Below are 14,757 nucleotides of genomic sequence, written 5' to 3' on the forward strand. Positions count from 1 at the left end.
TTTTAATACTTTATACAAACATTCTTAGCTTCAGTAAAAAAACGTAAAGCTTCAAATCCGCCTTCGCGTCCTACTCCAGATGCTTTTACACCTCCAAAAGGCGTTCGTAAATCGCGCAACATCCACGTATTTACCCAAACAATGCCAGCTTGCAATTGGTTGCTGAGTTTCATCGTGCGTTTTAAATTGTTGGTCCATAGTGTTGCTGATAAACCATATTTTACTTTGTTTGCCATTTCTAAAACGTCGTCTTCGGTATTAAAAGGCATTATGGTAACTACTGGCCCAAATATTTCTTCTTGGTTAACACGGCATTCATCGGATTTTACTTCAATAACAGTAGGTTCTAAATAATAACCGTTTTCATATCCTTTTACTGTAACTTCGTTCCCGCCACATAAAACCGTTCCGTTTTCATCTTTGGCGATATTGATGTAGTTTTTTACTTTTTCAAGATGTGGTTTAGATACTAAAGCGCCAATATGGGTGTCTTCGTGTGATGGATGCCCGACTTTGAGTTGCTTTACTTTTTTAACAAAATCAATCTTGAATTTTTCATAAATAGAAGCTTCTACAAAAATGCGACTCCCACACAAACAAATCTGTCCTTGGTTGGCAAATGATGAGCGCACTGTGGTGTTTAACATATCGTCGTAATCACAGTCTGCAAAAATGATATTTGGATTTTTTCCACCCAATTCTAAAGATAATTTTTTGAATAGTGGTGCAGCCACTCTGGCAATATGTGCGCCTGTTGCTGTTCCGCCGGTGAAACTTATAGCTTTAATATCTGGATGTTCAATGATGGCTTGTCCTGTAGTGGTTCCTAATCCATGAACAATATTCAATACGCCTTTTGGAAGGCCTGCTTTATTACAGATTTCTCCTAATAAATAAGCCGTCATTGGCGTTACTTCACTGGGTTTGGCAACCACACAGTTTCCGGCCGCAAGTGCTGGTGCAATTTTCCAGGTAAATAAATAGAGTGGAAGGTTCCAAGGTGAAATACAACCGACAACGCCTAAGGGTTGACGTAAAGTGTAATTAATAGCATTTTGACCTACGGATTCATGACTTTCACTGGCGAATTGCGTTATCGCATTTCCAAAGAATCGAAAATTACTTGCGGCTCTTGGAATGTCAATTGCTTTTGCTAAACTCACAGGTTTGCCGTTGTCTTTACTTTCGGCTTCTGCAAAACGGTCTAAGTTGGCTTCTAGTAATTCTGAAATTTTAATCAGAATTCTACTGCGTTCTTCTAAAGTGGTTTGTGACCATTGCCTAAAGGCTAATTTGGCACTTTTATACGCTTTTTCGACATCTTCTCTGGAAGAATTTGGAATTTGTCCATAGACTTCTCCGTTTGAGGGATTGTAGTTATCTACCCATTTATTAGCATTGGGAAGTGAAAATTCTCCGTTGATGTAGTTTTTTATAGTCATTTATTTATAGATAAAAACAGGATGTATACGTCTATTATCTTGGCTCTTGGAGCTCTATTTTTTTTTCTTATAAGCCATTACCTTAATCTCAACCACCAAATCTGGATGTGGTAATTGATGTACGGCAACGGTAGTTCGGGTTGGACCAGTTTCCTTTTCAAAGAATTCTGCGTAGGCTTTGTTGTAGTCCGCAAAGTCATTCATATTAACTAAAAACGAAGTTACATCGACCACATCTTTTAAGCTCGCGCCAACTTTTGCTAAGTTTTTCTCGATGTTTTTTAAAACTTCTTGGGTTTGTGTATAGGCGTTTAAGCGCTTGGTTCCCATGTCGTCAATGATGTCTACACCTGCAATGGTATTGTCTGGTCTGCGTGAACTTGTACCTGATACGAAAATGAAATCGCCTACTTGTTTTACGTGTGGATAGGCGCCTCTTGGTGTTACACCTGTTCCTTCGGAAGTAGGTTTTGTGTTGTTACTCATAATTTTGTATTATCGGTCATTGTGAATCACGTTTTTTCGTGATGTGACAATCTGCTTATTTTTATTATGTTCATTTGCCTTGATGCAAACGAACCAAAAATCACAATCAATCTGAGGAAATTCCTTCGGAACATTCGCTTTCGGAATTCCGTGCTTAAAGCTTCGCTTCGCATCTACATTCCTTCGCTCTTTATTTCTGAAGATTGTTGTTTTTGACGCGGTCGAAACTTGGGACATTAATTTTTACTGATTTTTATTTTAATCCCATTTTTTTAAATTTTTGCTTACTGCTAATGTAATCCAGCAATCCTATCATCTTCTAAAATGGCTTCGGTTTCTTTTTTTACTTTTTCTAAAATATCTTTTAAATCATCTTCAGTGGTAATGATTCCATCTGTTAACATATTTAAAATCGCTTTATCTTGAGCTCTTCCTTTTAACATGGCTTCTCTGTAGCCTACCGTTGCGTTGAAAGTTACTAAACTATATTTAGAATCGTATTCCGTTGGAAACTCTTTTTCTAGAGCCATTTCAATTTTTCGTTTTTCTTGAAAAATAGGATTTGATACATGGCCTTTCATTTCGTGGAAATTATCGATAGCTAAATCTGCAATGGCATCAGTATCTTTTTTTCTGTTTTTCTCGTAAGCTGTAAAAGTAGCTTCCCAACTATCTAAATTTTGATCCAGTATCTTATCGAATTCTACCACATCTTCAAAAGATGCATTCATGCCTTGACCGTAAAAAGGTACAATTGCATGTGCTGAATCTCCCATTAACAACGTATTACCTTTGTAATGCCAAGGGGAACATTTTACCGTGCCTAAAGCTGCTGTTGGATTTTCAAAAAAATCATCCACTAAATTGGGCATAATTGCTAATGCATCTGGAAACTCTTTTTGGAAGAATTCCGTAACTATTTCTGGTGTTTTTAAATTATTAAAATTGTATTCGCCTTCATCATAACTTAAAAATAGCGTTACGGTAAAACTACCATCTAAGTTTGGTAACGCAATAAGCATAAAACTACTTCTTGGCCAAATATGCAAAGCGTTTTTGTAGGTTTTATAATCCCCATTTTCTGTTGGTAGAATACTTAATTCTTTATAGCCATGACTTAGATACTCTTGTGAAAAGCTGAATAAGAATTTCTTGCTTAAATAATAACTTTTTCGCAATGCTGAGCCTGCGCCGTCTGTAGCAATAATACAGTCGGCATCTTCTATAAATTCGTCTTTTGAGTTATAATCTTGAAATAAAGCCGTGGTTTTTTCAAAATCTACCGATTTACATTTTTTATTAAAGTAAATGGTAACGTTTTTATGTTTTTCTGCTTCGGTTAAAAGTAGTGCGTTGAGTTCTCCTCTTGAAATAGAGTTAATGAATTGGTGGTCTCTGCCGCTGTAATTAGATAAAAAGGTATTGCCTTCTTTGTCGTGAAGCATTCTACCATTCATTGGTATGCAAAGTTTTTTGACTTTGTCTTCTAAACCTACAAGTTTCATGGCTTTATTACCACGGTCTGAAAACGCTAAATTAATAGAACGACCAGCGGAAATATCTGTTTTTCTTAAATCTGAACGCATTTCGTAAACACTAACGTTATAACCTCGTTGTCCTAATCGTAGAGCAAGTAAACTACCACAGAGTCCTGCGCCTATAATTAGTATGTTTTGTGCTTGAGCCCCATTTAAATCTTCCCCAGAAGGAAAGGCTTTCTCACTGTTGCTTGTATTTTTATTCATACTATTTCTTATTTCTATAAAGTCAGTTTGAGTACTGTTGATTTTTTCTTCAGTTAAATTTTTATTTTATATCTGAAAACCTTGCAGGTGAGCTAGCATTCTTAATGTTTTTTTTAGTTAAGATAATTAATCCTGTGATAATAGTTTTTTTATTTTCTGTATATCTTCATAAGAAGGTCTGAACTTATTCAGGTTAAACATTTGTTTTTTGCCTTCCTTGTTTTTAAAATATAAATTATTGTTGTTAGCGTTGAATTGCATACTAGACAATTCTTTATATTCAACATTTTTAATTAAATCCTCTTTAATAATGCATACAATTCTTTTATTTGTTATAATTAAATAGTCAGAATCTCGATTATAAAAAAAAGAGAAGAGGCCTAAAAAATGATACTCCCAAAAGCTTACCTCTGTTTTCTTTTTAATTTTTAGAAGGATAGATTCATCTTTTAGAGCTGTAAATATGTTCATAAAAGTGCTTTTAACTTTTCTACCATTACATACACATCTTCAAAGGAATTGTATAATGGTGTTGGTGCACAACGGATAACGTCGGGTTCTCTCCAATCACTTATAACTCCAGCTTCGGTTAATTTATCGTGTAATGATTTGTCGGCATTTAAAACCTGAATTGACAATTGGCAACCGCGTTCGTCAGGGTGTTTTGGGGTGATGATTCTAATGGTGTCTTCGCCTAATTCTTTTAATAGAAATTCGAAATAACCCGTGAGTTTTTTAGATTTCTCTATCAGTTTTTCTATGCCTACTTCATTAAACATATCTAAGGAGGCTTTAATAGCAGCCATAGATAAAATTGGTGGATTACTTAACTGCCAACCTTCAGCACCTGGTAATACATCAAATTCATGGCGCATATTAAAACGTGTATCTTTATTGTGACTCCACCAACCTGTAAGTCGGTTGAGGTTTTTATCATAGGCATGACGTTCGTGTACAAAACAGCCAGACAAACTTCCTGGACCAGAATTCATATACTTATACGTACACCAAACGGCGAAATCTGCACCTGAATTATGTAAATCTAAATTGACATTACCTGCACCATGTGCACAATCAAACCCTACTTTACAACCATAATGATGCCCAAGATTGGTAATGCGTTTAAAGTCGAAAAACTGGCCGGTGTAGTAATTAACACCTCCAACCATAATTAGGGCAATTTCGTTACCATGAGCTTCTAGAATGGCTTCTAAATCTTCATAACGTAATAATTCTTCTCCTTCTCTTGGCGACCATAAAATTAAACCCTCGTTATCGTCGTAACCATGATGACGTAATTGGGATTCTACAGCATATTTGTCAGATGGAAAAGCATCACTTTCAATTAGAATTTTATAACGTCCCTTAGTGGGTTTGTAAAACGACGCCATCATAAAATGAAGGTTCGCTGTTAAAGAGTTCATAGTGACTACCTCGATTGGTTTTGCACCGACCAATTTTGCAGTGGCTTCCGTTAAAAACTCATGATAAGGTAACCAAGGATTTTTAGCATCGGTATGACCTTCAACACCTAAGTTAGCCCAATCTTCTAATTCTTGATTTATATAAGCTTTTGTAGATTTTGGTTGTAAACCTAATGAGTTTCCGCATAGGTAAATAAGTTCATTCCCGTTTTTGTCTTTTGGAATATGAAATTGTGCTCTGTAATGAGATAATTGGTCTTCTTTGTCTTGTAGTTTAGCGAAATCAAGACCGAGTTTGTAGTTGGTCAATGTGAAAAAATTTTCGGTTGCTAACAAAAATAGCATAATTAAATGATATTTTAAGAATTGAATAAAAAGGAGTGAAATTCACGCAATTCAAAGGTGATAAATAGTTTTTTTGAATTTTTATGATTAAATTTAGTAATATCAATCATCTATTTATGCTCAAGAAACTTTGGTCTTCGTATCATCAATGGTATATTAAGTATAGTCGTTTTTCTAAAGGAGATGAACAGGATGAGCTGTCTTATTTTAGGGATAAACTATTTGTATCCATCTTAATATTAATTTTTCCGTTAAGTGTGGTTTCTTATTTTCCCAGTATCGTTACGGCAATATTATTAGATAAATGGTTACTTCTATATGTAGATACAATTGCTGTTTCTGTAATTGCGTTCTTATTTTTTAATGTAAAAATAGGATTGAGAATAAAGAAAATAGTGTTTTCTATTAATTTATTTTTATTATCATTCGCACTTATTTTTTATATAGGTTTAAAAAGTAGTAATGGGCTTTTATTATTTATGCTATCGGTCTTAGTAACACTTTATAGCGGAAAAAAAGCGGGGATTTGGACTGTAGTTTGTACTGCAATTGGTTACTTGTTGACCGTTGTTATTACTTACTTTGAACTCATAGATATAGAAGTCTTTGCGGGGGAACGGATTGAAATTTTGATTATTATATTTATTAATAACACACTTATTGTTTTAATGTCTGTTTTTTCAGTGTCATTTTTAATTCGTCATTTACATAACGCCCTTTTAAAAGAACACCATTTACAAAATGAGCTTATTGAAAAGAATAGAAATGTTGTTGCAGCTAAAGAAAAAGCAGAAGAATCAGACCGATTAAAAACAGCATTTATGGCTAATATGAGTCATGAAATTAGAACACCTATGTATGGTATTTTGGGTTGTGCAGAGCTTTTAAAATCGCATGTGTCGTCACCAGATAAAGATTTTGAAGAATATATTGAAGTTATTGAAACCAATGGGCAAGAGTTGTTAGATGTGATGTCAGATATCTTGAATATTTCTAAAATAGAATCTGGACTAATGACTTTGAATAAATCGCAATTTAATGTTAATGCCAATATTAAAACTATTTACAAAGAGTTTTTGCCTCAAGCTCAATTAAAGAATATTCAGTTTACTATTAATAACTTTATTCCTATAGACAATAGTATTGTACATACAGATTTTGAAAAGTTAACAGTTGTTTTAAAACACTTAGTTGAAAATGCTATAAAGTATACTTTAGAAGGGGGTAAAGTTGTATTAAGTTGTAGTATGAATGCTAATAATACGCAAATAACATTTATATTAAAAGATACTGGAATTGGTATCCCTCCAGATAAATTAGAAACTATTTTTAATCCTTTTTATCAGGTGGATGTAGAAAATAAAAATGCATTACATGGTTCTGGTATTGGGCTTTCTATATCTAGAGCTTATGTGAGAATGCTAGGTGGAGATTTAGAGCTTGAAAGTATTGAAGGAAAAGGGACTGCGTTTATGTTTAGTATAGATGTAGGTTTAAAAGGAAATTAATTGTGCTTAATACTAAAAAGAAAAGCACTTCAAACTTAATAGTAGAAGTGCTTTTAAATATATAATAGGCGCCAATTGGCGGAAAATGTAAGTTATACGCTCTTGGTAATAACTACCTGCGTGAAACTTACATTATAGTTTGTAAATGTAAGGTCTTATTCTTTGGTGTCCAAAACAATGTTGACGTCAGTAAAATTTAGATTCCAGTGTCCACTTTCTTGTTTATGGTCTATCGCAATTTTAATGCCGTTGAAATCTTTAATATTTTCAAAAGTTGTTGTTAGCGAGGGTTCAGCGGAGTTTCCTCTTCTAAAAATCCATTCTTTAATGATAAAGTCGTTATCATAAAATATATCATAAGCATCACCTGGCGTGTAACCACCTTCATTAGAATAGGTTAGTGTTATCATCTGTAACACGTCCTTACTTATTGGTGTAGTTGCTGTTTTTGGCTCCGTTATTTTAGCAGAACTATCCCAAACCAATTGAAAAGGGATTAATAACCAGAATTTGTCATTAATAAACGCTTTGTCAGCTACCATGTTTGTACTGTCTACTTCATGTCTATAATAGTCATAGTTTTGATCATTATCTGTTAAAAGCACTCTGTTTTGTTTTGGAAACCACGTCCATTTTCTACCAATTCCTTTAATAGAATCTTTATCAACTTGAAATGTAAATTTTACCTCAGATACATTTTTCCAATGCTCAAAACCATGTGCATTGGCGATTTTTTCTGCTACAGTTAATTCCTGCTTAACCTTTAGGTTTTCAGTTGTTTTTTCTTTGTCAGATTTACAGCTCGACATAAATAGCAAACAGATTAAACCAAGATATAATGATTTCATATTAAAAGTTGTTTTAAATTACACGTAAAATTAATCAACAATGAATAAAGCAGCTAGTTATTTTGAGGTTAATAAAGCCACATGGAATAAAAAAGTAGCTATACATGCACAAAGTGAAATGTATAATCTTGAGGTTTTCAAAAAAGGTAAAACCTCTTTAATGCCATACGAATTAAAGACTTTAAAAAATGTAGAGGGGAAATCTTTGTTGCATTTACAATGCCATTTTGGACAGGATACGTTGAGTTGGAGTCGAAGAGGCGCAAAGTGTGTTGGTATAGATATTAGTGATGAAGGTATAAAACTGGCAAAACAATTAAATAAGGAATTGGCGCTTGATGCTGATTTTGTTTGCTGTAACGTCTTAGATACCTCGCAGTATGTTTCTGAAACCTTTGATATTGTATTTACAAGTTATGGTACTATTGGTTGGCTACCCGATTTGAAGCCTTGGGCTAAAATGATTTCAGAACGTCTTAAAGTAGGTGGCACATTCTATATCGTAGAGTTTCATCCTATTGCTTGGATGTTTGATTACGTTAATGGTAATGCAGAAATGAAATACCATTACAGTCAAGATGAAGTGATTTATGAACAGTACGAAGGCACTTATGCCAATGAAACATCAAAAATGGTAAGCAAAGAATACGGTTGGAATCACGGTTTGAGTGAGGTTGTTAACGCATTAATTGAAGCGGGATTACAAATTGATTATCTCAATGAATATGATGAAAGTCCGTATGATGTGTTTCCAAATTTAAAGAAAACGGAATCGGGAATGTATAAGATGGAAAACCAATTGTTTCCATTGATTTTTGAGTTGAAGGCTACAAAATTATAATATAAGACCTTTGAGGTTTTAAAAACCTCAAAAGGTCTGGTATAGTTATATTAATGCTTTTCATTATCCTTTAACAATTCAGGAAACTTAGCTTTAAATTTATTTAATCTTGGTATAGAAACATTCTTAATGTAGCCATTGTTCGGGTTTCTACGTTCATAGTTCTGGTGGTAGTCTTCTGCGACCCAAAATTTTTGAAAAGGATAAACTTCAGCTGCAATAGTTGCATTTAACTCTTTAGCTAAAGCTGCCTTTTTGTTTTCTATGATTTTCTTTTGTTCCTTATTTTGGTAAAAAATGATTGAGCGGTATTGCGAACCGTGGTCGGGCCCTTGGCCATTAACTTGAGTGGGGTTTTGTGATCCAAAATACACATCAACTAAGGTTGAAAAACTAACAACTTTAGGGTCGTAAATAATTTCAACAGCTTCGGCATGTCCAGTTCTACCTGTATTACTTTTTTCGTAAGTTGGGTTTTCTGTAAATCCACCTGCGTAACCCGATATGGATTCCTCTACACCTTCTACACTTTCAAAAATGGCTTCGACACACCAAAAGCAGCCGCTTGCAAAATAGGCTCTCGCTTTTCCGTCTTGTAAAGGCACAACAACAGGTTCGGCATCGATTACAGCTTGTTGTTTTGGGTTTGTTTGTGCTTGATTATGGCAACTAAATAATAAGGTAATGGTTAAAACGCTAAGTAACTTTTTCATAAGCTTTTATAATTGTCTTTCTTTTTATAGTCGAGATTAGTTACTAATCCTTAGGGTGAATTCCTTAAAGTTTTATTAAAATAAAAAAGCCCTTGCAGGTGCAAAGGCTTAATTTTATAATATACTGAATACTACTTGCTAAGTTTAGCAAATAACTTATTCATTTTTACTTTTTCTTCTTCAGCTAAAGCCGCATCAACTAAGATACGTCCACTATGCTCATCAGTAATTACTTTCTTACGAGAAGCAATTTCAACTTGAACTTGAGGTGGAATCGTAAAGAAAGAACCACCAGAAGCACCACGTTCTATAGCTACAACAGCTAAACCATTTTTAACGTTGTTTCTAATTCTAAGGTAAGCTTTAACTAAGCGTTCATCAATTTTCTTCTGAAAATCTAAAGACTTATTGTTAAGTGCTTCTTCTTCTTTTTCAGTTTCCTTCAAAATTTCGTTAAGCTCTCCTTTTTTATGCTTTAAATGCGCATTACGGTCTTTTAAACGGTCTTTAGTTCCAGAAATCACTTCTTTTTTCTGCTCTATCTGTACTTTAAATTCTTTAATGTGCTTTTCAGCCAATTGAATTTCTAACTCCTGAAATTCAATTTCTTTGGTCAATGAATTATATTCCCTGTTATTTCTAACATTCTTTTGTTGTTCACTGTATTTTTTGATTAAAGATTTAGCTTCTTCAATTAAGTTTTTCTTTCCCTTAATATCGTCATCAATAATAGTTAAACTATCATTTAGCTTTTCTAATCTTAAGTTAAGTCCTTCAACTTCGTCTTCTAAATCTCTAACTTCTAAAGGAAGCTCACCTCTGACATTTCTTATTTCATCTACTCTAGAGTCAATTAATTGTAAATCATATAGTGCTCTTAATCGCTCTTCAACAGAAACTTCAGCCTTTTTTGCCATAATTATAAATACTTTATCGGATTTGTATTTGTCTTTGATAAAATGATGGCAAAATTAGTAATTTTTTTCGAGAGATAGTCTACTAAAAACGTTTTTGTGAATTGTTCGCTCTCATAATGTCCAATATCTGCAAGTACAATGTTATTTTCGGCACTAAAAAAATCATGGTATTTAAGGTCAGCAGTTACTAAAAGGTCAGCATTTGCCGCTTTTGCCGCAGGTATAGCAAAACTTCCCGATCCACCTAAAACAGCAATGCGTTTAATGGGGTGGTTTAAAGATTTTGAATGTCTAATAGATTGGGTTTGCATTTTATTTTTTATAAAACGAAGACAATCTTCGGTTTCCATGGCATTTTCAAGCTCGCCAACCATACCAATTCCAATATGTTGATTGGTGTTTTCTAAGGTTGAAATTTCATAAGCAACTTCTTCGTAAGGATGTGTATTAAATAATGTTTTCAGGATTGTAGTTTCAAGGTGTTTTTTGAAGGTTACAGAAATAGCCATTTCTTTTTCGGTGTGTAATTCGCCTTTTTTGCCAATAACAGGATTTGAATCTTCGTTGCCCAAGTAAGTGCCTTCACCTTCAATATTAAAACTACAAGATTCGTAATTGCCGATATTTCCTGCGCCTGCTTTAAATAGTGCGGTTCTTAAGGCTTCGGCATTTGCTTTAGGAACATAGGTTTGTAGTTTTTTTATGGTGCCAGATTGCGGTATTAAAACAGTTTTGTTTTTTAATCCTAACTGGTCACAAATAATAGAATTAACACCTTGAAATGCATTATCTAATGCCGTATGAATTGAAAAAATAGCAATATTATGTTTGATGGCCTTTATAACCACGCGTTCTACATAAGTTTTCCCTGTTAGTTTTTTTAAACCTTTAAAGATGATAGGGTGAAAGCTTACTATAAGATTACATTTGTTCTCTATAGCTTCATCCACAACTGTTTCAAGGGTGTCTAAGGTGACTAAAACCCCTGAAACTTTTTCGTTTTTATCACCGACTAGAAGTCCAACATTATCAAAATCTTCAGCATAGGCTAAAGGCGCTAAGTTGTGTAAGTGATTAATTACGTCTTGTATGATCATAAATGTATATTTGTTTCAAAAATAATATAATTTAGTCGTCGTGAAATAGCAATCTTCAAATTTACATTTGCAGAATCGTATCATTTTTGATGTTTCATGTTAAATTAAAAGCATTCATAATTATGACGTTTATCCGGATTCTATTATTTCCTATTGTGCCTATTTATTATTTGGTGACTTGGTTACGGAATTGGTTATATGATTCAGGAATTAAATCCTCTAAAGCTTATGATTTTCCTGTGATTTGTGTCGGTAACCTCAGTACCGGTGGTACAGGAAAAACACCAATGATTGAATATTTAATTCGATTGTTAACTTCTGAAAAACAACTGGCGACATTGAGTCGAGGCTATAAACGAAAAACTGAGGGTTTTGTAATTGCTGACAAAAATGCCAATGCAGATACTATTGGAGATGAGCCGTTTCAATTCTATAGAAAATTTGAAACTCTTACTGTTGCTGTTGATGCTAATAGACAAAATGGTATTGCTCAGTTGCGTGATTTAAAACAAGCTCCTGAAGTTATTCTGTTAGATGACGCTTTTCAACATAGAAAAGTAAAAGCAGGTTTTAATATTCTTTTGACAGCTTATAATAACCTCTATTATAAAGATATCGTTTTACCAACTGGAAATTTACGGGAGCCTAGGTTGGGTTCAAAACGTGCTAATATTATTGTAGTTACAAAATGTCCTAAAACCATTTCTGAAGCTGAAAAGCAAAAGATCATTTCCGGATTAAAATTAAAGACAAACCAGCAAGTGTTTTTTAGTTTTGTAGATTATTCTTCTCGTGTGATTTCTGAGACTAAAGATATGGAATTGGAAGCGCTTCCAAAATTTACATTGGTAACAGGTATAGCTAATGCGAAACCATTGGTAGAATATTTAGTTAAAAAAGGCTTGGAATTTGATCACTTAGAATTTAGTGATCATTATGATTTTAAAGCATCTGACCTCAAAAATTTAGCTTCAAAATCGCTAATTATTACTACAGAAAAGGATTATGTACGCTTGTCGACAAGTGAGGGGTTAAAGAAAAAGCTGTTTTATTTGCCTATAGAAATTAAAATAGATAAGCCAGCTCTATTTAATAGAGCGATTAATACATTTGTTAACCAAAGAAGCTAGATACTATCTTTTCACCAGAAAGCGCGGCGTGTAACTTAGATTCGAAGTCTTCTTGTTTAAATGGTTTAGAAATAATATCATCGAAACCAGCATCACCAAACTCGTGCATTTTATCTTCTAATGTTACTGCTGTTAAGGCAAAAATAGTAAGGTCTTTATCAAAAGTTCTGATGATTTTTGTTGCTTCTAATCCACTTATACCTGGCATATGGATGTCCATTAAAACAACATCGTAATTGATTTCTTTTACCTGCTCTACTGCAGCTTCACCATTATCAACAATATCACAATAAAGATTCATTTTATTTAGAATCTTTTTAGTAATCATTTGATTAATCTTGTTGTCCTCTACAATTAGAATTTTAACGTTACTTAAATCCAAGCTTTCCATCTTATTAACTTTTTTAACTTCTTCTACAACAGGTTTTTTAGCATTTTTATCATATTCTAAAGGAATTTCAAAAGAGAATGTCGTGCCTTTTCCAAGCTCACTCTGTAAATAAATCTTACCTTTTAGAATCTGAATCAATCCTTTTACAATAGATAGGCCGAGACCTGTTCCGCCGTATTTTCTGTTAATTTGTACAGAGCCTTGAGAGAAACTTTCAAACATATGGTCTTGCTTTTCTTTTGTAATACCAATACCATTGTCTTCAATTTCGAAACGAAGTTTATACATATTGTCTTCAATACCAATTTTGTACGCTCTTACCCAGATATCTCCGTCTTTAGTGAATTTAATAGCATTTCCAAGCAGGTTAATTAAGATTTGGGAAATCTTTAATTGGTCACCAATAAATGTTTCTGGCAAACCATTTTCATAGTTTAAATGTATGGTTGTATCTTGATCCTTAGCTGAATTACTAAGAGCAGATATAACATTTTCTAATTTATTTTTAAGGTTGAAGTTTTCGGGGTCCAACTCAACTTTATTGGCTTCAATTTTATTGATTTGAAGAATATCATTAATAAAGGTAAGTAGATAATCTCCTGAGAATTTTAAGGATTTTAAATGCGGAATTTGATGTTCCTTTGGGTCTTCATCCAATAACATATTAGTAAGCCCTGTAACAGCATACAAGGGTGTACGTAACTCGTGCGTAACGGTAGATAAGAAATTAGCTTTAGTTTTAGAGGCTAACTCTGCTTTTTCCTTGGCAACAATAAGCTCATCATTCTTTTTGTGAAGCATAGTGTTGGTGTTTAACCTAATATTGTTGTTTTTATACAGTGATAAGGTTAATAGTGATAATATGGTAATTAAAGCAATACTCAATATTGTTGTAATTCTTACAAATGTACTTTCTGCACTAACTTCATCAATCTGTGCTTTTAATTGTGCATTCTGTGCATCTTTATAATTGTTAATGAGTTGACCAGAGATTCCAAGGGGTAAGTTTTGTCGCTTGATGTTTAATATTGAATCCGATAAATGAATATGTTTTTTTATATACTCATGAGAACTTTTGAAATTTCCATTTTTCTCATGAATATCGCTTAGCGTTAAATAGGCTTCATTGACATCTTCTAAATTGTTGTGGGCTTTAGCAATGGCGAGTCCATCTTCAGTTTGAGAAAGTGCCATATTAGAATCACCTAAGGCAAAATATACCTTACCACTATTAATCAACGCCCCACTAAGGCGACGTTTTTGATCGTATTTCCGGGCTATAATAATTGTTTTTTCTAACTCAGCTTTAGCATCTTCATATTGTTTTAAAGCAATATAAACCTTCGCTTCGTTTAGCGTAACTTCAGAGATATACTCCTCTAAATCTTCTTGCTCAAATAGGCTTTCCGCAGATTTAAAATATTCTAAAGCAGCTTTGTATTCTTCTTTAGCAGTATGAATAACACCTTTTATATTATAGGTGATGGCTTGGTTGTCGTAGTAATTGTTTTTACGCTGTATTTGTATGGCCTTATTAAGAGAAATATTAGCTTGTTCTTCTTCTCCTACTAAGAATTGAACTTTTCCTATTTTAGTATAGATATTACCCTGGTTAGAAGAATCTTCAGTTTTTATGGCAACCTCTAGGGCCTTGTCCAAATTATCCTTAGCGTTGTAGTAATTACCACGATCGCTATCTAATTTGGCTTGTTTTAGATATTGAAGAAGTTGCAATTCAAGCATATCTTCATCTTCAACGCGATGTTCTTGCGCATAAATTAGACTACAAAAACATGCTAAAATAACAAATATGTGATATTTGATATGGGACATTCAGCTCAGTTTAGTTAAAAACAAATATAATTATTTA

At 33.4% G+C, this 14,757-nt stretch carries 13 protein-coding genes; 3 read left to right on the forward strand and 10 right to left on the reverse strand.

Translation table 11 applies throughout. The features are described 5' to 3' along the window. Window positions 1-2 precede the first annotated feature (2 nt). From HM982_RS02665 to kynU, 5 genes are all read right to left on the reverse strand, one after another. Window positions 3-1,442, reverse strand: coding sequence for an aldehyde dehydrogenase (locus tag HM982_RS02665; RefSeq protein ID WP_179351572.1), 1,440 nt, complete (start codon window positions 1,440-1,442; stop codon window positions 3-5). A 54-nt stretch (window positions 1,443-1,496) separates the two neighbouring features. After that, window positions 1,497-1,928 carry a RidA family protein gene (locus HM982_RS02670; protein ID WP_179351573.1) on the reverse strand — a complete coding sequence of 144 codons (432 nt, stop codon included), beginning with the start codon at window positions 1,926-1,928 and terminating at the stop codon, window positions 1,497-1,499. A 290-nt stretch (window positions 1,929-2,218) separates the two neighbouring features. Further along, complete coding sequence (locus HM982_RS02675) at window positions 2,219-3,673, reverse strand: FAD-dependent oxidoreductase (protein WP_179351574.1); 1,455 nt, start codon at window positions 3,671-3,673, stop codon at window positions 2,219-2,221. Between the two features lie 126 nt (window positions 3,674-3,799). Beyond that, the gene (locus HM982_RS02680) at window positions 3,800-4,144 is read right to left on the reverse strand and encodes a PH domain-containing protein (RefSeq protein WP_179351575.1); all 345 of its coding nucleotides are present in this window, start codon (window positions 4,142-4,144) and stop codon (window positions 3,800-3,802) included. Further along, the gene (gene kynU / locus HM982_RS02685; protein WP_179351576.1) at window positions 4,141-5,442 is read right to left on the reverse strand and encodes a kynureninase; all 1,302 of its coding nucleotides are present in this window, start codon (window positions 5,440-5,442) and stop codon (window positions 4,141-4,143) included. Before kynU ends, HM982_RS02680 begins: the two co-directional genes overlap by 4 nt. Before the next feature lie 116 nt (window positions 5,443-5,558). Here kynU and HM982_RS02690 point away from each other — a divergent pair, with 116 nt between their 5' ends. Further along, window positions 5,559-6,950, forward strand: coding sequence for a sensor histidine kinase (locus tag HM982_RS02690; RefSeq protein ID WP_179351577.1), 1,392 nt, complete (start codon window positions 5,559-5,561; stop codon window positions 6,948-6,950). 155 nt (window positions 6,951-7,105) lie between these two features. Here HM982_RS02690 and HM982_RS02695 read toward each other — a convergent pair whose 3' ends face one another. Beyond that, on the reverse strand, window positions 7,106-7,798 hold the full coding sequence (locus HM982_RS02695; protein WP_179351578.1) for a hypothetical protein: 693 nt from the start codon (window positions 7,796-7,798) through the stop codon (window positions 7,106-7,108). Between the two features lie 40 nt (window positions 7,799-7,838). Between HM982_RS02695 and HM982_RS02700 the strand changes: the two genes are divergently transcribed. Further along, window positions 7,839-8,639 carry a class I SAM-dependent methyltransferase gene (locus tag HM982_RS02700; RefSeq protein WP_179351579.1) on the forward strand — a complete coding sequence of 267 codons (801 nt, stop codon included), beginning with the start codon at window positions 7,839-7,841 and terminating at the stop codon, window positions 8,637-8,639. Between the two features lie 50 nt (window positions 8,640-8,689). Here the strand turns inward: HM982_RS02700 and msrA are convergent, their stop codons facing one another. From msrA to HM982_RS02715, 3 genes are all read right to left on the reverse strand, one after another. Further along, window positions 8,690-9,352 carry a peptide-methionine (S)-S-oxide reductase MsrA gene (msrA, locus tag HM982_RS02705; RefSeq protein ID WP_179351580.1) on the reverse strand — a complete coding sequence of 221 codons (663 nt, stop codon included), beginning with the start codon at window positions 9,350-9,352 and terminating at the stop codon, window positions 8,690-8,692. 131 nt (window positions 9,353-9,483) lie between these two features. After that, entirely contained in the window at window positions 9,484-10,269 is a 786-nt protein-coding gene (locus HM982_RS02710; protein WP_179351581.1) for a zinc ribbon domain-containing protein, read from the reverse strand. Between the two features lie 2 nt (window positions 10,270-10,271). Then, on the reverse strand, window positions 10,272-11,366 hold the full coding sequence (locus HM982_RS02715; RefSeq protein ID WP_179351582.1) for a Nif3-like dinuclear metal center hexameric protein: 1,095 nt from the start codon (window positions 11,364-11,366) through the stop codon (window positions 10,272-10,274). 122 nt (window positions 11,367-11,488) lie between these two features. Here HM982_RS02715 and lpxK point away from each other — a divergent pair, with 122 nt between their 5' ends. Beyond that, the gene (gene lpxK / locus HM982_RS02720; RefSeq protein WP_179351583.1) at window positions 11,489-12,496 is read left to right on the forward strand and encodes a tetraacyldisaccharide 4'-kinase; all 1,008 of its coding nucleotides are present in this window, start codon (window positions 11,489-11,491) and stop codon (window positions 12,494-12,496) included. Here the strand turns inward: lpxK and HM982_RS02725 are convergent. Next, window positions 12,480-14,720, reverse strand: a complete 2,241-nt coding sequence (locus HM982_RS02725) for a tetratricopeptide repeat-containing hybrid sensor histidine kinase/response regulator (protein ID WP_179351584.1) — start codon at window positions 14,718-14,720, stop codon at window positions 12,480-12,482. The genes lpxK and HM982_RS02725 overlap by 17 nt on opposite strands. Window positions 14,721-14,757: the final 37 nt, after the last annotated feature.

The organism is Winogradskyella vidalii (genome assembly GCF_013403955.1).
Taxonomy (GTDB): domain Bacteria; phylum Bacteroidota; class Bacteroidia; order Flavobacteriales; family Flavobacteriaceae; genus Winogradskyella; species Winogradskyella vidalii.